17 protein-coding genes are annotated in these 17,339 nt (G+C 67.9%); 12 read left to right on the plus strand and 5 right to left on the minus strand.

Annotation, left to right across the window (positions count from 1 at the left end):
* Positions 1 to 17: 17 nt before the first annotated feature.
* Positions 18 to 950: an oxygenase MpaB family protein gene (locus ROP_RS30630; protein WP_015889901.1), complete on the plus strand. Its 933-nt coding sequence runs from the start codon at positions 18 to 20 to the stop codon at positions 948 to 950.
* A gap of 68 nt (positions 951 to 1,018) precedes the next feature.
* Here ROP_RS30630 and ROP_RS30635 read toward each other — a convergent pair whose 3' ends face one another.
* Positions 1,019 to 2,257 (minus strand): TetR/AcrR family transcriptional regulator, encoded by a 1,239-nt coding sequence (locus ROP_RS30635; protein WP_043825632.1) that lies wholly within the window; start codon positions 2,255 to 2,257, stop codon positions 1,019 to 1,021.
* Positions 2,258 to 2,535: 278 nt separating this feature from the next.
* Between ROP_RS30635 and ROP_RS30640 the strand changes: the two genes are divergently transcribed.
* From ROP_RS30640 to ROP_RS30685, 10 genes are all read left to right on the plus strand, one after another.
* A complete protein-coding gene (locus tag ROP_RS30640; RefSeq protein WP_015889903.1) occupies positions 2,536 to 3,354 on the plus strand; it encodes an enoyl-CoA hydratase in 819 nt (272 codons plus the stop codon).
* 113 nt (positions 3,355 to 3,467) lie between these two features.
* Entirely contained in the window at positions 3,468 to 5,060 is a 1,593-nt protein-coding gene (gene fadD5, locus ROP_RS30645; protein ID WP_015889904.1) for a fatty-acid--CoA ligase FadD5, read from the plus strand.
* Between the two features lie 6 nt (positions 5,061 to 5,066).
* A complete protein-coding gene (locus tag ROP_RS30650) occupies positions 5,067 to 5,876 on the plus strand; it encodes an MlaE family ABC transporter permease (protein ID WP_015889905.1) in 810 nt (269 codons plus the stop codon).
* Complete coding sequence (locus ROP_RS30655; RefSeq protein WP_015889906.1) at positions 5,876 to 6,736, plus strand: MlaE family ABC transporter permease; 861 nt, start codon at positions 5,876 to 5,878, stop codon at positions 6,734 to 6,736. Before ROP_RS30650 ends, ROP_RS30655 begins: the two co-directional genes overlap by 1 nt.
* Positions 6,736 to 7,788 carry an MCE family protein gene (locus ROP_RS30660; RefSeq protein WP_015889907.1) on the plus strand — a complete coding sequence of 351 codons (1,053 nt, stop codon included), beginning with the start codon at positions 6,736 to 6,738 and terminating at the stop codon, positions 7,786 to 7,788. Before ROP_RS30655 ends, ROP_RS30660 begins: the two co-directional genes overlap by 1 nt.
* Positions 7,785 to 8,804, plus strand: a complete 1,020-nt coding sequence (locus tag ROP_RS30665) for an MCE family protein (protein ID WP_015889908.1) — start codon at positions 7,785 to 7,787, stop codon at positions 8,802 to 8,804. The genes ROP_RS30660 and ROP_RS30665 overlap by 4 nt, the downstream gene beginning before the upstream one ends.
* Entirely contained in the window at positions 8,801 to 9,841 is a 1,041-nt protein-coding gene (locus tag ROP_RS30670; RefSeq protein ID WP_015889909.1) for an MCE family protein, read from the plus strand. Before ROP_RS30665 ends, ROP_RS30670 begins: the two co-directional genes overlap by 4 nt.
* Complete coding sequence (locus ROP_RS30675; RefSeq protein ID WP_015889910.1) at positions 9,838 to 10,929, plus strand: MCE family protein; 1,092 nt, start codon at positions 9,838 to 9,840, stop codon at positions 10,927 to 10,929. The genes ROP_RS30670 and ROP_RS30675 overlap by 4 nt, the downstream gene beginning before the upstream one ends.
* On the plus strand, positions 10,926 to 11,975 hold the full coding sequence (locus ROP_RS30680; RefSeq protein ID WP_015889911.1) for an MCE family protein: 1,050 nt from the start codon (positions 10,926 to 10,928) through the stop codon (positions 11,973 to 11,975). Before ROP_RS30675 ends, ROP_RS30680 begins: the two co-directional genes overlap by 4 nt.
* Entirely contained in the window at positions 11,972 to 13,159 is a 1,188-nt protein-coding gene (locus tag ROP_RS30685; protein ID WP_015889912.1) for an MlaD family protein, read from the plus strand. The genes ROP_RS30680 and ROP_RS30685 overlap by 4 nt, the downstream gene beginning before the upstream one ends.
* 9 nt (positions 13,160 to 13,168) lie before the next feature.
* Here ROP_RS30685 and ROP_RS30690 read toward each other — a convergent pair whose 3' ends face one another.
* The 4 genes from ROP_RS30690 to ROP_RS30705 form a co-directional block, all read right to left on the minus strand.
* Complete coding sequence (locus ROP_RS30690) at positions 13,169 to 14,017, minus strand: ABC transporter permease (protein WP_015889913.1); 849 nt, start codon at positions 14,015 to 14,017, stop codon at positions 13,169 to 13,171.
* Positions 14,014 to 14,829: an ABC transporter permease gene (locus ROP_RS30695; protein ID WP_015889914.1), complete on the minus strand. Its 816-nt coding sequence runs from the start codon at positions 14,827 to 14,829 to the stop codon at positions 14,014 to 14,016. The genes ROP_RS30690 and ROP_RS30695 overlap by 4 nt, the downstream gene beginning before the upstream one ends.
* Positions 14,826 to 15,794 carry an ATP-binding cassette domain-containing protein gene (locus ROP_RS30700; RefSeq protein WP_015889915.1) on the minus strand — a complete coding sequence of 323 codons (969 nt, stop codon included), beginning with the start codon at positions 15,792 to 15,794 and terminating at the stop codon, positions 14,826 to 14,828. The genes ROP_RS30695 and ROP_RS30700 overlap by 4 nt, the downstream gene beginning before the upstream one ends.
* A gap of 286 nt (positions 15,795 to 16,080) precedes the next feature.
* The gene (locus tag ROP_RS30705; RefSeq protein WP_015889916.1) at positions 16,081 to 16,557 is read right to left on the minus strand and encodes a hotdog fold domain-containing protein; all 477 of its coding nucleotides are present in this window, start codon (positions 16,555 to 16,557) and stop codon (positions 16,081 to 16,083) included.
* Positions 16,558 to 17,022: 465 nt separating this feature from the next.
* Here ROP_RS30705 and rpsJ point away from each other — a divergent pair, with 465 nt between their 5' ends.
* The gene (gene rpsJ / locus ROP_RS30710; protein ID WP_003938093.1) at positions 17,023 to 17,328 is read left to right on the plus strand and encodes a 30S ribosomal protein S10; all 306 of its coding nucleotides are present in this window, start codon (positions 17,023 to 17,025) and stop codon (positions 17,326 to 17,328) included.
* Positions 17,329 to 17,339 lie beyond the last annotated feature (11 nt).

Below are 17,339 nucleotides of genomic sequence, written 5' to 3' on the forward strand. Positions count from 1 at the left end.
TCACGGGAGGGCACCACATGCTGACGAAGACCACGCGCACCCGCACCGGCGCGCCGGGTGGGGTTCCGCGGGGCAGGCACGGCTGGCAGCGCCGGATCGAGGAACTCGACCCGGTCCGGGACCACGAGGAGATCCACCGCATCACGGCAGGCTACGAATATCCGTGGGACTACCAGCGGTCGCTCGAGTTTGCGTTGTTCCGAACGTATTGCGTCCCCACGATTTCGGAACTGCTGCAGCGCACCGGTGAGTTCGAGAAGCGGCCGCAGAAGCGATACGACGACACCGCGCTGCTGATGGCCGAACTCGTCGAACACGGCTACGATTCCGAACGCGGCATCGAGTCGCTGCGTGTCGTGAACCGCATGCACGGCAAGTACGACATCGACAACGACGACATGCTGTACGTGCTGACCACCTTCATCTACGAGCCGATCGACTGGATCGACCGCTTCGGGTGGCGGCGGCTCACCCCGAACGAGCGGCTCGCGTGCTTCCACTTCTACCGTCAGGTGGGAATTCGCATGGGAATCAGGAACATCCCCGAGTCGTTCGAGGACTTCTATCGGTTCAAGGCCGAGTACGAGCGGAAGCACTTCCGGTACACCGAGGACAACCACCGGGTCGGCACCTACACGCTCACGCTGTTCTGTTCGTGGTTTCCGGCGCCACTGCGGCCGCTCGTCGCGCAGGGCGTCTACGCCCTACTCGACCCGATGATGCTGGCGGCGTTCGGATTTCCCGCCGCCCCGCACTGGTTGCAGAACGCGTCCCGCCGTGCGCTGCGGGTCCGGGCCCGGTTCGTGCGCCTCCTGCCGCCACGCCGCGAGTCGAAGGCCGCACGCGATCCGCGCAACCGCACTTACCCCGGATACCCGGTGGGCTACCGCCCCCGGGACCTGGGAGCGGACAACGATCGTCAGCGCAGGGGTCGTCGCCGCGCCGCCTGATGTTTCCTGCCCCCGGGCGAACCGTCCGGGGGCACGGCGCGACCTCAGTATTCCAGGAGCCCGCGGGCTCAATGTCCCAAAAGTACGGCCGTCATCAGGGTGTGGAGACGGGCGCGCGACTCCTCGCGGGTGTCGAAGTGGACGAGTCGGCCGATGTCGAGAACCAGTCCCAGCGCCGCGTGCACCAGGAACCGCGCCTCCGGCGCCGAGAGTTCGGGCCGCACGGCGGTCACCAGGTGGACCCATTCCTCGACGTGCAGGCGCTGCACGTTACGGAGATTCGTCCGCTCGTTCTTCGGGAGGTTCCCGATCTCCGCGAAGTAGACCGACAGCACTTCCGGGTTCCCGAACGACAGTTCCAGGTACGACTCGGCGAGCTTGCGGAGGGCGTCCTCGGGGTCGGTGGCGGTGGCCAGCGCCGCCGACGTGGCCACGGCCAGCCGGTCGGACGCTCGGTAGAACACCGCCGCCAGAAGGTCTGCCTTGCTGGGGAAGTGGCGGTACACGCTCGAGGCGTTGATGCCGGCGGCGGCGCCGATCTCCTCGATGCTCGAATCGTGGTAGCCGTGCCGGTCGAAGATCTTGACGGCCTCGTTGATCAGCAGTTCGCGCTTGGACGTCACGGCCAGTCCCCGGACCGGACCGGTGCCGGCGCCCCCGCCCGCGTTCGGGACGGCGGGCGGAAGCGTCGCGTTCAGGATCGACCCGCACGCCGACTTCAGGAGTGTGTCGAGTCTGCGGGTGGCGAGGGTGGTCCGGTGTGCGCTGATGCTGCCCAGCACGCTCAGCGTCGACGCCCCCAGCGTCGTCGCGTCGACGGCGGTGAGTTCGGGGCGAATCTCGCGCAGCGGCGCGGCCACACACTGGGTGACGTGGACGAAGACGGCACGAATCCGCTTACGGTCCTCGGCCTCGAGGTACCGGCCCTCCCAGCGGTAGAGCCCGGCGACCTTGCGGTTCTCGATGCTGTTGGCGACGAGCGCGGCGATCAGGTGTTCGAGGCGGTCGCCGGGTTCGAGTTCGGCGACGCCGCCGAGTGCGCCGTCCGCCGTTGCCTGGAGCAGGTCGGCCGTCGTCGTCGCCGCGTGGACGAGCAGGGCGTACTTGTTGGGATAGTGCCGGTACAGGGCGGGGCCGGAAATGCCGATGGTGGCGGCGATTTCGTCGACACCGACCGCATGGTAGCCCCGCTCGCTGAATGCTTCGGCTGCGACGTTCGCGATCTGGGCCTTGCGATTCTTGGGGCGGCGGCGGATCGGCCGGTCGGTGGCGGCACCGGCCGCCGTGCTGGTCCGGGCCACGGTCACCTCCAGTAGTGGGCAGTCGTCTGCCGGCTTCTCTGTCAGTCATCTTAACCGAGACTCCCGCGCCGACGACCCCCGGCTGGCCCTCTCGAGGTGGGGTGTTCGCCCGGCGTCTCGATGAACTGCCAGCAAGACAGTGCGAAATGTGTTCCGAGAGGTATTGACACGCATCGAACTGGGCCCTTAAGTTAACAGAAATTCGCGTTCGGCTGATGGTGTCTCTCCATCGCCGCGCCCTTCCTCGGCCTCGCCGGTCGATTCCCTCGGAGGTAGCTGGCTTCATGAGTTCACCACGGCAACTGTCGACCATCCCCGCCGTCGCAGCAGGCGGTCTGCGAGTGGTGGTGGACGGCGGGATCCTCCGGATCACGATCGACCGGCCCGACCGGATGAATGCGCTCGATCTGGCTCACATGGCCGCACTCGGCGACGTGCTCACCGGCGCCGCGGCGGATCCGGCCGTCCGTGTCGTCGTCCTCTCGGGTGCGGGCGCGGCATTCTGCACCGGCGCGGATCTCGCGGCGGCGGCCACTGCGGCCGACCGGGAGGCGCCGCCGGAGGTGGTGATGGATTCGGCCAATCGCGTGATCCGCGCGATCGTCGACCTTCCGGTCCCGGTGATCGCGCAGGTGCGCGGCGCGGCCGTCGGTGTCGGGGCCTCCATTGCCCTGGCGGCGGACCTGACGTACGCCGCCGACGACGCGTATCTGCTCTTCGCGTTCGTCGACGTCGGCCTCATGCCCGACGGCGGGTCCAGTGCGTTGATCGCAGCCTCGATCGGCAGGGCGCGGGCCACTCGGATGGCGTTGCTCGGCGAACGGCTGCCCGCCGATCGGGCGGCGGGGGAGGGGCTGATCGCCGGTGTGCTCGCGGCCGACGACCTCGCGGCCCACGTCGATGCCGTCGCCGCGAGGCTGGCGCGCGGCCCGAGGCGGGCCGTCGCACTGACCAAGCGGGCACTCACGGAGGCCACGCTGACGGAATTGGACCGGGCGCTGGGGCGCGAGAAGGCCGGCCAGACCGAATTGCTCCGGTCTCCGGACTTCGCCGAAGGGGTCACGGCCATGCTCACGAAACGTGCTCCGAACTTCCGGAGCTGATGCGAATTGCGGTTAACAAGACTGTTCCGATCGACGTCGACATCTGTAATACTCGTCACAGCCTCCGCGCGGGGCCCGAGGGGCGAACGCGAGTACAGCGAAGGGACCACCACATGTCATCACGTAGCGAGCCGCTCACGCAGCCACTGCAATCCCGCCGCAACCACTGGAACAACTGGGTTGCCACCCATGCGCAGACGAAGCCCGACCATCCCGCGTTCCGCCATCTCGGGCAGAGCACGTCGTGGCGCGAACTGCACGAGCGCTCGCAGGCTCTCGCGGCGGCGCTGTCGCGGCGCGGGGTGAACTTCGGCGACCGCGTCCTGCTGCTCACGCTCAACCGCACCGAGTTCTTCGAGGCGGTGCTCGCGATCAACGCGCTGGGCGCGATCGCGGTTCCGGTCAACTTCCGGCTCACACCGCCCGAGGTCGCCTTCATCGCTCGGGACTCGGGCGCACGTGCCGTCTTCACCGAGCCCGCGCTCGCGCCCCTCGTCTCCGCTGTGCGACAGGATGTTCCCGATCTCGGCCTCGCGATCGTCATGGGAGCGGAGACCGAGGCCGACGTCCTCGGCTACGAGGACCTCGTCGCGGAAGACGGTCCCGCCTTCGCACCCGTCGACCTGCCGGAGGACACGCCGTCGCTCATCCTCTACACCTCCGGCACGACCGGCACACCCAAGGGTGCGGTGCTGTCGCACTCGAACATGGTCGGGCAGTCCATCACCTGCATTCGGGCGATGCGCTACGACAGGGGCGACGACGTCGGGTTCCTCGCATCCCCCGTGTTCCACGTCGCCGCCCTCGGTTCGGTGGCCCCGATGCTGATGCTCGGCGCCACGACAGTGATCCACCCCCTCAAGGCGTTCGACCCCACCGAGATGCTCGACGTGTGGGAGCGCGAGCGCATCACCACGGTCTTCCTCGTTCCGGTGCAGTGGCAGGCCGTCTGCGCCGATCCCACCGCCGCGGGCCGCGACCTGGCCCTCCGCGTCATCAGCTGGGGCGCCGCACCCGCATCGGACACCGTCCTGCGCGCCATGGCGGCGACTTTCCCGAAGGCTCTCGTCGTGGCCGTGTTCGGGCAGACCGAGATGTCCCCGATCACGTGCGTGCTCGACGGCGACGACGCGATCCGCAAGCTGGGCTCGGTGGGCAAGCCCGTCCCGACCATCCAGACGCGGATCGTCGACGACGAGATGAACGACGTCGCACCCGGCACGGTCGGCGAGATCGTGTACCGCGGCCCGACCATGATGCAGGGCTACTGGCAGAACCCGGCCGCGACGGCGGACGCGTTCGCCGGCGGGTGGTTCCACTCGGGCGACCTGGTGCGGCAGGACGAGGAAGGCTTCGTCTACGTGGTGGATCGCAAGAAGGACATGATCATCTCCGGCGGCGAGAACATCTACTGCGCCGAGGTGGAGAACGTCCTGTTCGGGCATCCGAGGATCCGGGAGGCCGCCGTGGTCGGCCGGCCGCACCCGAAGTGGACCGAGGTGCCCGTCGCGATCGTGGCGCTCGACGACGACGGAGATGATCTGACGGTCGACGAACTCGCCGCGTGGCTCGACGACAAGCTGGCCCGTTACAAGCATCCGAAAGACATCGTCGTCGTCGACGCCCTCCCGCGGAACGCCAGCGGCAAGGTGGTCAAGGGTGAGCTTCGAAAAGCCCACGGCGCACCCGACGTCGCGGTCGTCTGACCCAGCGTGACATTCCAACTGCCACCCGCCAGAGGGCCCGTCAGCCATTTCGCCAACGAAGTCGGTGCCCTGATCGGGTTCTCGATCGCGACCGCGGTGGCCGCCGTACGAGTGGTGGTGCGGCGCAAACTGGCCTGGCGGGAACTGCTGGACCAGGCCTGGCGGATCGCCTCGGTCACGTCGGCGCCGGCCCTGCTGCTGATGATCCCCATCGGAGTCCTCATCGCCGTGACGATCGGCAGTCTCGCCGGTCAGCTCGGCGCCGAGGGGTACACGGGGGCGGTCGTCGGGTTCGTGATCGTCGGGCAGGCGTCCGCGCTGGTCTGTGCGCTGATGCTGGCCGGGGTCGGCGGGTCCGCGATCTGCGCGGACCTCGGCTCGCGCACGATCCGCGAAGAGGTCGAGGCCATGGAAGTCCTCGGACTCGACGTGATCGAGCGGCTCGTGGTTCCGCGAGTGCTCGCGGCCGTGATCGTCGGCGTCGCACTGTGCGCCATGGTCACCGCCGTCGGCGTGTCGGCGTGCTTCCTGTTCCAGGTGGTCGTCCAGAACAGTTCGGCGGGAAGCTTTCTCGCGGCACTGTCCCAGTACACGCGGCTGTCGGACTTCGTGGTCGCCCTCGTCAAGTCGATGGCGTTCGCGGTGACGTCGGCGCTCGTCGCCAGTTTCAAGGGCCTGCACGCGAAGGGCGGGCCCAGCGGCGTCGCCGACGCCGTCAACGAGGCCGTGGTGCTGGCCTTCATCCTCGTGTTCATCGTCAACACCGTGCTCAGTCAGCTCTATTCCGTTCTCGTCGTCCCGGTAGGTGGTTACTGATGGTCGTGAGTACCCGATGGCCCGCAGCGCACTGGGTGCGGGCCAGGGTCCGTCAGCCCCTCGGGCTGATGACGGGGCTGGGCCGGGAATTCACGTTCTACGGCAGCGTGATCGCCGGAGTTCCGCTCGCGGTCGTGAAGTACTGGCGGCACATCATGCGGCAGATCGGCGACATCAGTTTCGGTGGTGCGACGCTGCTCGCAGGCGGCGGAGCGATCGGAGTCGTCTTCGCGATGTCCGCGGTCGCGGCGACGCAGGTGGGTATCGAGGGGCTGCGCGGACTGGACCTGCTCGGGATGGGGTCGTTGTCCGGGCTTCTGTCCGCGATCCTCAACACCCGCGAACTCGCGCCCGTGATCGCCAGCATTGCGCTCGCCGCGAAGGTCGGGACCGGGTTCACCGCACAGCTCGGCGCCATGCGGATCTCGGAGGAGATCAGCGCGCTGGACGCGATGGCGATCCCGTCGCTGCCGTTCCTCGCGAGCACCCGGCTGGTCTCGTGCCTGATCTGCGTGGTGCCGCTGTACGTCGTGGGGCTGCTGTCGTCCTATCTGGCCTCGCGCCTGGTGATCGTCACGTTCAGTGGGCAGTCGGCCGGAACCTACGACTACTACTTCCATCTCATGCTCACGCCCACCGACGTCGCGTACTCGTTCGTGAAGGCGGTCGTGTTCGCGACGATCATCGCCCTGGTGCACTGCTCGTACGGGTACCACGCGTACGGCGGGCCCGAGGGCGTCGGCCGGGCGGCCGGGCGCGCGCTGCGCACCAGCATTCTCGCCATCGGCATCGTCGACCTGCTGCTGACCCTCGCGCTGTGGGGCCTCGTCCCGTCCGCCCCCGCTCTGGGGTTGCCGTGATGCGCGGCCGCCCGGGAGGTCCGGGCAACGTAGCCCTCGCGGTGCGGGGTGTGATCGGAGCGGCGGTCCTAGCGCTCGGATCGGCGCTGCTGGTCGGGTTCGGCACCGGTGCGATCGTCACCGACCCCGTGGTCACGGCGACGCTTCCGGCGAACGCCGGTGTGGTGAAGGCGCACACCACGGTGTCGTACAGGGGCGCGACCGTCGGCACCGTGTCGAGCGTCGACCCCGGACAGGACGAGACGGGCATGGACATCGGTCTCCGCCCCGAACAGATGCAGCACATCCCGGCGTCCGTCCGGGTGCGGGTGGTGCCCCGCACGTTGTTCGGCGACCAGACCGTCGAGTTGGTGTCCACCGCGGGAACCGGCGGTGCGCGGCTCGAAGCCGGTGCCCGGCTGCAACCCGACACGTCGGCCGAGACCGTCCAGATGTACGACCTGTACTCGAAGGTCTACGACCTGGTGTCCCGGGTGAGACCCGAACAGATGCAGGCCGCGCTCAGCGCCGTCGCCGACGCATTACGCGGGCGCGGTGAGCAATTGGGGCACACCATCGACAGCCTCCACACGGTGGCGCAGTCGACCGGGCCTCTCGTCGACTCCATCGCGGAGCGCGCGCCGCAGATCGCACGGATCAGCGAACAGCTGGCCACGGCCGCACCCGACGTCCTCGCGACCATGGACGCGGCCGTGTCGCTGTCGAACACCCTCGTCGAGAACACCGACAGCTTCACCGGTTTCCTCGCCGCCTCCCTGGTCGTGTCGAGGAACACCGGCGACGTCCTGGAGCAGAATGCGGACAACATGATCGCGGTGGCGCTCAATGTCTCGCCGACCCTGGGCACCATGGCCAGCAAGTCCGACCTGCTGCGGGCGACTCTCGACGAGGCGGGCCCGTTCGGTGACGCCGGCGCCGCCGTCTTCTCCACCGGCAAGTTCGCGGTGCGGGTCGCCGCCGACCTGTCGAACCCGCGGCCCTACACCGCGTCCGACTGCCCGCGGTACCTCGGCCTGAACGGACCGAACTGCGGGGGCGGTGGCGGAGGGTGAGCGTCCGGAACTCGGCAATCAAACTGGCGGTCTTCGCCGTCTTCGGGATTCTCTCCGCGGTCCTCGTGGTGAACACACTGCGGGTGCCGGTCGAGGGACCGACCGTCGGGTACAAGGCGTTGTTCACCGACGCCCAGGGGGTGACTCCCGGCAGCGACGTCACCATCGCCGGTGTGCGGGTGGGACGGGTGGCTTCGGTCGACATCGTCGACGGTGACGCCGGAAGCGCCACCGCCCTCGTGAACTTCGAGGTGCAGCGCGATCAGGCACTGCCCGCCGACACGACCGTCGCGATCCGATACGGCGACCTGCTCGGGATCCGGTATCTCGATCTCGCGGCGGGCCCGTCGGGGGACGCGGGCACGCTCGCGGAGGGCGACACGATTCCGCTCGACCGGACATCGCCCGCACTCGATCTCACCAGTCTCTTCAACGGATTCAAGCCGCTGTTCGACGCGATCGACCCGAAGCAGGTCAACGAACTCGCCACCGAGGTCGTCGCCGTGTTCGACGGCCGGAAGACGAGCATGGAAACGCTGCTGCGCAGGGTGGCGGACGTCACCGGCAACCTGGCGAATCACGATCAGCTGATCGGTGATCTCATCACACACCTCGAGGTCGTGGTGGGAACGGCGGCGGCCCGCGGTCCGGAACTGTCCCACCTCGTCGACAGCCTCACCCAGTTCACCGGAATGCTCGCCGAGAACAACGAGGTTCTCATGGACACCCTCGATCAGAGTGCGGCGGTGAGCCGCTCGGCGCTGCAGATCGTGGACGGGCGGGTCCCGGAACTCGGACGCACGGTGAACCGGCTCGAATCGCTGACGGGGGCGATGGTGGGTGCCGATCCGGAATTCGATCACCTGATGGTGGCCATGCCGCAATTCTTCTCCTCCGTCGACCGTTCGGGCTCCTACGGTTCCTGGCTCAACATCTACCTGTGCACCTTCATCGTCAACGTCGACGGTCGCGAAGGCGCGCTCGGTCCCGACCTGCATTCGAGGTACTGCCGATGAGTGTCACCGACAGGGTGCGCGACGTGTGGGACTCGCTGGCCGGAAACCAGCGGGTACGGCCCGTCAACCCGCTGATCGTCGGAATCGTGGGAATTCTCGCCGCGACGCTGGCGCTGGCGCTGGTTCTCGTGATTCCGCGGGTGAGCTTCAGTGTCCGAACCGACGGCTACACCGCCGAACTCGCGAACGCCGCGGGCCTGACCGATTCCGACTACGTGTATGTCGCCGGGGTGCCCGCAGGCCGGGTGACCGCGGTGGACCTGGCGGGCGATCACGTGGTCGTGCACTTCCGGCTCGACGGCGCGCGTCACCTCGGGTCGACGACGTCCGCGGGCGTCAAGCTGTCGACCATCCTCGGCAAGCGGTACCTGGACGTCTCACCGTCGGGGCCGGGCGACCTGGGCGGCGACGGGGTGATTCCCCTGAGCCGCACCAGCGTTCCGTACTCGCTCGACGACATCGGCTCGTCCGCGATCGAGACGGCGGACGAGCTCGACCTCGGCGGACTGCAGAAGATGCTCACCGTCGTGACGGACACGGTGCCACAGGACGCGACCCTCAATCGGGAGGCGCTGTCGGGGGTCAGTGCGGCGTCGGCGATCCTGGCGAAGAACGCGGATCAGGTCACCCAGCTGCTCGACAGCTCGCGAACCCTCACCGACGTGCTGGTCGGTCAGCAGGATCAGCTCACCACCCTGCTCGGCAACGCCGACGTCGTGATGACCACGCTCGCCACCCGGCGTGAGGCCATCCGCCGGATGGTCGACGATCTGCAGGCCCTGATCGCGCAGGCGTCCCAGTTCCTGGGCGAGAACACCGCCGAACTCGACTCACTGCTCGCGAACGCCCGGCAGGTGACGGATCGACTCGACGCGAACCTCGCCAACCTCGACGCACTGCTCACCACGGGCGCACCGGCCGCGAGGGCGCTCGTCAACGCGACCGGAAACGGCGACTGGGCCGACGTGTCGGCGCCGTCGGCCGTGATCGCCGACAATCTGCTCTGCGTTGTCGGACTGATCACGGGGTGCTCGTGAACGCGGGCACCGCACGCCGGATCGTCGGGATCGGCGGCGTGCTCGCGCTCGTGGTGGCGCTCGTCGTGGCCGGGTGGCTGCTGATCTTCCGCACGTCCTCCACCGTGGTCCACTCCGAATTCGCCTACGTCAACGGCGTGTTCCCCGGCACCGAGGTGACCGTGCTCGGCGTGCCCGTCGGCACCGTCGAGTCCGTCGAACCGCGGGGCGCGACGGTGATGGTCACGATGTCGATCGCGTCCGACGTCGTGCTGCCCGCCGACGCGCACGCGTACGTGCTGGTGTCCTCCGCGATCGGGGAGCGTTTCGTCGAACTCGGTCCCGCGTACACCGGCGGTCCGGTGCTGGAGAGCGGGCAGACCATTCCTCCCGAACGCAGTCATTCGCCCATCACCTGGGACCAGCTGATGGACAGCGTCGACACCGTCGTCAAGACTCTCGGCCCCGACGGCGGCGACGCCGGCGCCGCGATCTCGGCCGCGGCGGCGTCCACGGACGGGCTCGGTCCCGCGATGAACGACGCCATCCGCACGCTGTCGCAGGCGAGTTCGGTGATCGCGGGCAACAGCGCCGATGTCGGAGCGCTCGTCGACAACCTCGCAATACTGGTCGACACGATCTCGGCGCGTCAGGCGCAGGTCGACTCCCTCGCCGGTTCACTCACCGCGATCGGAGACGAATTCGCCGGGCAGCAGTTCGCGATCGGCGACACGGTGAGCCAGCTGTCCGCCTTGCTGAATCAGATCGACCACCTCGTGTCCGCCCGGGGCGGCGACATCGCCGCCGGCATCGACGATCTGGCAGGGGTGAGCGAGGTGCTGCAGAGACACGACACCGACCTCGCCGAGATCATGGACCTGGTGCCGTTGCTGATCGACAACATCCAGCGCGCGGTCACTCCCGACCAGCGTGCCCGCATCCGGTTGAACATCTCCACCAACCTCGCGCAGGCCGAGCCGACGTCCCCGCTCTGCGCGGTGGTGGATCCGATCCTCTGCCGGGGTGCGGGAATCACGAACCCGATTCAATTTCCGCCCAGCATGTCCGACCCGTTCGGGCTGCGCGAACTCATGGTCGGAGGACGATGACGATCCGCACGAGAACGACGTCGCTGACGGCGGCGCTGATCGTCGGCGCGACCCTGCCCGCCGCCGGTTGTTCGCTGAGCCTGCAGGAACTGTCGGTCGGCCGCTCACCGGACGGTCCGTCCTACGAGATCACCGCACAGTTCGACGGGGTCGATCGCGTCGTGCCCGGCGCCGAGGTCCGGGTGGGTCAGGAGGTGGTGGGCCGCGTCGCGGACGTGTCGACCCGGGACTTCACCGCAGAGGTCGAGATGCGGATCCGCGACGACGTCCCGATTCCGCGGGACGCGACGGCGCGCATCGAATTGCCCACGGCCCTCGGCAATCCCTTCATCCGACTCGACGTCGCGGATGCGGCGGGCGCACCGATGAGCGAGGGCGACGTGCTCCCGCTCGAGCAGACGTCGCGCGGCCCCGACATCGAGAGCGGGCTGGCGGCCCTGGCCACGGTGCTCAACGGCAGCGGCATCGACCAGATACACGCCATCATGAACGAATTGACGGTCGCCTTCACCGGCCGCTCCGGCAAGATCCGGGAACTGGTGGACATGCTGAACGACACGCTGGGCGTCGTCGACGACCACCGGGACGAACTCGACCGGGCAATGGTGGCGTCCAACGCCTTCGCCGCGGAACTCGCCGCCGGTCAACCGGTCCTCGACCGGGCGATGACCGACCTGGCCCCGGTGGTGGATCTCCTGGTGTCGCAACGAGATCAGATCACCGCGCTGATGGGGGAGGCGTCCCGGCTCAGCCGTGAGGCGGAACACGTCCTCGGCAGCGCCGGATCGGCACTGTCGACCGAGATCGACGACGCCGGGACCGTGCTCGCCGCCCTCGACGGCTTCGAGTCGGAACTCGCCCCCACCCTGAACTCGGTGGCGACGTTCCTCGGCGGATTCGCCGCGGCCACACCCGGTGACTACACGACTTTCGACGGAACGTTCGACGTCACCGCCGTCATCGCGAAGTTGCTCACCGGCTCGGCTCCGCTCGAGGTGCCCGAAGCCCGCACGCTTCCCGAGGTTCTCGGCGGAGGCGTCCGATGATGACACGCCACGTCGTGGCGCAGCTGGTGCTGTTCCTCGTCATCTCGGTCGCCGCGATCCTGTTCGGGCTGCGGTACGTCACCGGCCCGGACACGTTCGGAAACCCCATTCATCTGACCGCCCGGCTCGACCACGCCGCCGGTCTCGCGCAGGGAGCATCCGTCAACTACCGCGGAGTCGGTGTGGGAAAGATCAGCTCCGTCGACGTGAACGAGGCGGGGACGGGCATCGTCCTGGGCATCGAACTGCATCCCGGCACACAGGTGCCCGCCGGGTCGACCGCGAAGATCACCACCGAGAACGCCATCGGCATCCAGGCGCTCGACATCATGCCCGGCAGCGCGGATCCGCCGTACCTCGTGGACGGGGACCTCATCGAGGTCCCGCCGGAGGGAATTCCGCGATCGCTCGACGCAACGCTCGTCCAGACGACCGACCTGGTGAACTCGATGGACGTCACCGCACTGTCCTCGCTCGCGGACACGTTCGGCACCGCCTTCGGGGGCACGGGACCCGACCTGCAGAACATGCTCGACGGCTCCGCCGAGATCGCCCGGACCCTCGAAACCCGCACCGACGCACTGTCGACCATCGTGAACGAGGGCCTGCCGCTCCTGGACACGGTGGACGACCTCACCGCGGCGCTCCCCGAATCGGCGAGGACCGCTCGCAGCGTGCTCGAACAGTTGCGTGCCCACGACTCCGCGCTCGTCGACCTGCTCGGACGCTCGCCGCAGACGATGGCGAGCCTCGACGCGCTGCTGTCGGGAAACCGCGACTCCCTGGGCGCCCTGATGGCGAATCTGGTTCTCCCCACCGGGATCATCGGTGACCGGACTCCCTCCCTGGAGCACGGCCTGACCATCATGCCCGGCGCACTGCCGAAGATCGCGTCGATCGAGAAGGGCGGCCTCGCCGACCTGCTCCTCGTCGGAACGCAGGGACCGATGTGTGTGTACGACGCCCCACGCCGTCTGGTGACCGACGCGGAACCGAGCACGCCCGCCCTGGACTGGACCTGCCAGTCGCAGCAATACCTCGAGCAGCGCGGCGCCGTGAACGTCCCTCGACCAGACGACCTCGGTCAGGAGAACGCAACCAGGAACGGCGGTGTCTACGGCCCGCCCGCCGCGGACGATCCGCTGGTCATCGAACCCCCGCTGACGGGGCACACCCCGCGCTGAGAACGGTTGCTACGCCGGATTGCCCGCGGCCCGGCGGTAACCGCGCACCGCGGGGTAGGTGAAGATCAGCAGGCCGCCGACCGACCACGCGATCGTCTTCAGCAGAGGTTCCGCGACCGGACCACCCATCGACAGTCCCTTCATCGCGTCGATCGCGCAGGACATCGGCTGGTTCTCCACGAACGGCTGAAGCCAGGTGGGATAGGCGCCGGTGGGCACGAATCCGGAGTTGAAGAACAACAGCAGAGTGCACAGCAGCGACAGGAGCTCGACGAGCGGAGCCTTCGCCGCGTTGACCGCGAGGGCCGTCACCATCGTCGCGAAACTCACCCCGAACAGCAGCGGCAGCAACATCAGGGCGATGCCGGCGAGAATGCCCTGGTTGAACCGGAATCCGATGGCGAAGCCGACTGCGATGATCAGCACGGTGGTGAGCACGATCCGCACGGATTCGGCCATGAGGCGGCTGAGCAGGCCCGACGCGCGGTGCACGGGCAGCACCCAGAAGCGACTCAGGAGCCCGTCCGCCCATTCCTTCTTCAGCGACAGACCACCTGCGATGGAACCGAACATCGCGCCGACGAGCGTGATCATCGGAACGGTCCCGAAGACACTGTTCACGCCGGTGGCCTTGGTGATCGAGATCCCGAGCACCGCCCAGAACATCAGCAGCATCAACGACGGGTACACGATCGCCTGCAGCATCGTGTAGGGGTCCCGGGCCCAGCGGAGCAGAAGGCGCCCGGTCTGCAACAGGCTGTGCGAGAACAGCGCGGCGAGGGAGTTCTCCGCGTGGGGTTCGATCACCTCGGGAAACGTCACCGTCGCCGGCGTGTCGGATCGGAACTCGGTGGTCATCCGCGCCTCACATTCGACCAGATCGACAACGGAATGAAGACCAGCGCCAGCCCGCCGCACCACAGCAGGGTGGGTGTCAGTTGGTGGAACGTGATCGTGCCATCCGTCATGGCACGCATGGACGAGGAGAACTGCGAGATGGGCTGATTACGCACGAATCCCTGCGCCCACTCGGGGAACTGCGTCACCGGAACGAAACCGGAGGAGAACATGCCGAGGATCAGCTGGGGGAGCGTCAGCGCCTGACTGGTGACCTCGGGGCTGCGGGTGAGGGTGCCGAGCGCGTCGGCGCCCGTCGTCAGCGTGAACCCGATCAGCATCGCCAGCCCGCAGAACGCCGCGGTCAGCCCGAGCCCGCCGGAGAACCGGAAGCCGATCGCGTATCCGTAGCCGATCGCGGCGACGAGTGAGATAGTCGAGTGCACCAGGCACGCGGTCATGCGCGCCGTCAGCGGGACCGCCGCCCTGACCGGCATCGTCTGGAACCGGGAATTCATGCCGTTCGAGGCCTCGGTGGCCGCGCGGTGTGCCGCCGAGATCGCGGTGAACGCCATGGCCTGCAGGACGATGATCGGCATGACGAACTGTGCGTAGTCGATGCCCTGGAACTTCATCACCAGACGCAGCGGCAGATAGAAGCCGAGCGTGAAGATCAGGGGAGCGAACACCGCGATGAAGAACTGCCCGAACACCCACATCGTGTGCAGATTCCGCTGGGACAGCGCAATCCACTGCTGGATGCTCGACGGATGCGGCCGCCGGTGCTTGCCTTCGAGGGTGCGCTCGAATCCGAGCTGGGCGGGCGCCGTCACGACGGCAGGCTCTCGTCGACGCGGACGTGGCCGGTGAGTGAGAGGAACACGTCGTCGAGGGACGGGCGCCGCAGGGCGATGTCGGCGAGTGTGACCCCGGCGAGGTCGAGTCGGCGCAGAACCTCGGCGAGCGTCTGGGCGCCGTGTTCGGCGGGAATCGACAACCGGTCGGTGCCTTCCTCGATGGCCCGGCCGGGCGGGCACAGGCTGGTGAGGATCTCCCGGACGCGCGGCAGGTCGTCGAGGCTCACCGGGACGACCTCGCAGTAGCTTCCGCCGGTCCGGGCCTTCAACTCGTCCGCCGTGCCCTCGGCGATCACGGTGCCCTTGTCGATCACGACGATGTTGTCGCTGAGGAGGTCGGCCTCCTCGAGGTACTGCGTCGTCAGCAGGATCGTGATGCCCTGCTCCTTGAGCGCGGACACGAGAGACCACACGCCCTGGCGGCTGCGGGGGTCGAGGCCGGTGGTCGGCTCGTCGAGGAACACGACCTCGGGTCGGATCACGAGGCCACAGGCGATGTCTACGCGCCGGCGCATACCGCCGGAATACCCGGACACCTTCCGGTCACCCGCGTCGAGCAGATCGAACTGTGTCAGCAGGTCCTCCGCGCGCGATTTCGCGGACGCCTTGGGCAGGCCCATCAGCCGGCCGAACAGCACGAGATTCTCGCGCCCGGTCAAGGACTCGTCCAGCGCGGCGTACTGGCCCGTCATCATGATGCTGCGACGGACGTCGGCGGCCTCCTCGACCACGTCGTGTCCGGCGACGAATGCGCGGCCCGCATCGGGGCGCAGCAGGGTCGACAGCACGTTGACGGTGGTGGTCTTCCCCGCGCCGTTGGGGCCGAGGATGCCCAGGACCGTGCCGCGGGGCACCTCGAAGCTGACACCCCGCAACGCTGCTACGTCACCGAAGGATTTCTCGATTCCCTCGACAAGAACGGCGGTGTCAGGTGCAGGCATGTCCTCGAGTATGTCACGCGCGGAGGGCGATCAAGGCAGACCGGCGAACACCCTCGCGCCCCCGGAAAACTTCTGTAACGGGAGCGGACGGCGACGCGATCATTACCGGACACCTGTACCACTTCGACCCCGGCGACCACGGCGGGGAGCGTCACGTTCCGGCGGATCTCGTGATGTACGCCGGGGTTCCGGTTCCGAAGAAGTGGCACACCGCAATTCGGTCCGGCGGCCGACGCGCCGTGGACGAATGTGAGCTTCGACATGAGCTCCCGGCCGTGACCTTCCGCTATCGCGGGGTGACCCACGTCGTGATGTCGGCGTGCACCACCTCGGCTCCCCGGCGGTCGAGGATGCGCACGGGCACGACCACGTCGGTGCCCGCGGCGATCGCGTCGAAGTCCGGCAGTTCCGAAAGTTCCGCGACGGCGCGGAGCGGCCCGTTCGCCTTGGCGAGGTAGTCGACGGTCATCGACTTCGGAATCCACCGGTGGGTCGACGGCACGGTCGCCTCGGAGAGCATGCCCATGGCGGCCTCGGCGAGGTTGCACGCGGCGATCGCATGGAACGTGCCCAGATGGTTGCGGACGCCCCACCATTTCGGTGCCCGTACTTCACAACGGCCCGGTCGCATCTCGACGACGCGGGGGAGCACCGAGCCGAAGTAGGGGACGCGGACGCACATGCCGACGGAGAACAGAGCGTGTCCGAGCGCATTGTCGGGCAGCTTCTGCCAGGCGGCGTAAGTAGGGCTCGAGGGTGTCATGCCCCGATATTACTTGAAAGTAAGTTCAGGGACGGGCGAGAGTGATCGAGCCCGGTTTGATCTCTCCTGCCCGGTACGGCATACTGGTCGGGTTGCCTTGTCTGGGACGCGATCGTTTGCGGCCCGAAACAGGTGGGGTGAAACGTCGCGGTGTAGATCGAATGACCTGCTCGCGGCCACATGCAAGACGGAAGCAGTACCTACTGGCACTCGAAACGAGTGCATCCGGTACGCGTTCCCGGCCCGAAAAGCTGAAAAGTTGCGGGTCGGAGAATGAGTGGGAGGGCGACACGCCCGACCGCGTGTACCGGAGAACCATGACAGATGAACAGCGGCAGCGGATCGGGTGTGTCCCGGTCGCCTAGCGTTCGGACAGTTGCGGCCCAGGTAAGGGACTGTGCAGACGAGGTAGTTCGGCCCGACTCGGGTGGGACTACGAAACGCGGCAAGAAAAGGACACTAAGCGTGGCGGGACAGAAGATCCGCATCAGGCTCAAGGCCTACGACCATGAGGCGATCGACGCGTCAGCGCGCAAGATCGTCGAGACGGTGACCCGTACCGGGGCCCGCGTCGTTGGACCCGTGCCGTTGCCGACCGAAAAGAACGTGTACTGCGTCATCCGCTCGCCGCACAAGTACAAGGACTCGCGCGAGCACTTCGAGATGCGTACTCACAAGCGGCTTATCGACATCCTCGACCCGACGCCCAAGACGGTTGACGCGCTCATGCGCATCGACCTTCCGGCCAGCGTCGACGTCAACATTCAGTGAGCGCGGCGGAG

Origin of the sequence: Rhodococcus opacus B4 (assembly GCF_000010805.1) — a bacterium.
In the GTDB taxonomy this organism is placed as follows: Bacteria; Actinomycetota; Actinomycetes; order Mycobacteriales; family Mycobacteriaceae; genus Rhodococcus_F; species Rhodococcus_F opacus_C.

Bases quoted from the DNA above. Each gene is read 5' to 3' on its own strand.
- ROP_RS30690 (WP_015889913.1), bottom strand. From the start codon at position 14,017: ATGACCACCGAGTTCCGATCCGACACGCCGGCGACGGTGACGTTTCCC.
- ROP_RS30640 (WP_015889903.1), top strand. From the start codon at position 2,536: ATGAGTTCACCACGGCAACTGTCGACCATCCCCGCCGTCGCAGCAGGC.
- ROP_RS30655 (WP_015889906.1), top strand. From the start codon at position 5,876: ATGGTCGTGAGTACCCGATGGCCCGCAGCGCACTGGGTGCGGGCCAGG.
- ROP_RS30630 (WP_015889901.1), top strand. From the start codon at position 18: ATGCTGACGAAGACCACGCGCACCCGCACCGGCGCGCCGGGTGGGGTT.
- ROP_RS30680 (WP_015889911.1), top strand. From the start codon at position 10,926: ATGACGATCCGCACGAGAACGACGTCGCTGACGGCGGCGCTGATCGTC.
- ROP_RS30660 (WP_015889907.1), top strand. From the start codon at position 6,736: ATGCGCGGCCGCCCGGGAGGTCCGGGCAACGTAGCCCTCGCGGTGCGG.
- ROP_RS30685 (WP_015889912.1), top strand. From the start codon at position 11,972: ATGATGACACGCCACGTCGTGGCGCAGCTGGTGCTGTTCCTCGTCATC.
- fadD5 (WP_015889904.1), top strand. From the start codon at position 3,468: ATGTCATCACGTAGCGAGCCGCTCACGCAGCCACTGCAATCCCGCCGC.
- ROP_RS30705 (WP_015889916.1), bottom strand. From the start codon at position 16,557: ATGACACCCTCGAGCCCTACTTACGCCGCCTGGCAGAAGCTGCCCGAC.
- ROP_RS30670 (WP_015889909.1), top strand. From the start codon at position 8,801: ATGAGTGTCACCGACAGGGTGCGCGACGTGTGGGACTCGCTGGCCGGA.
- ROP_RS30700 (WP_015889915.1), bottom strand. From the start codon at position 15,794: ATGCCTGCACCTGACACCGCCGTTCTTGTCGAGGGAATCGAGAAATCC.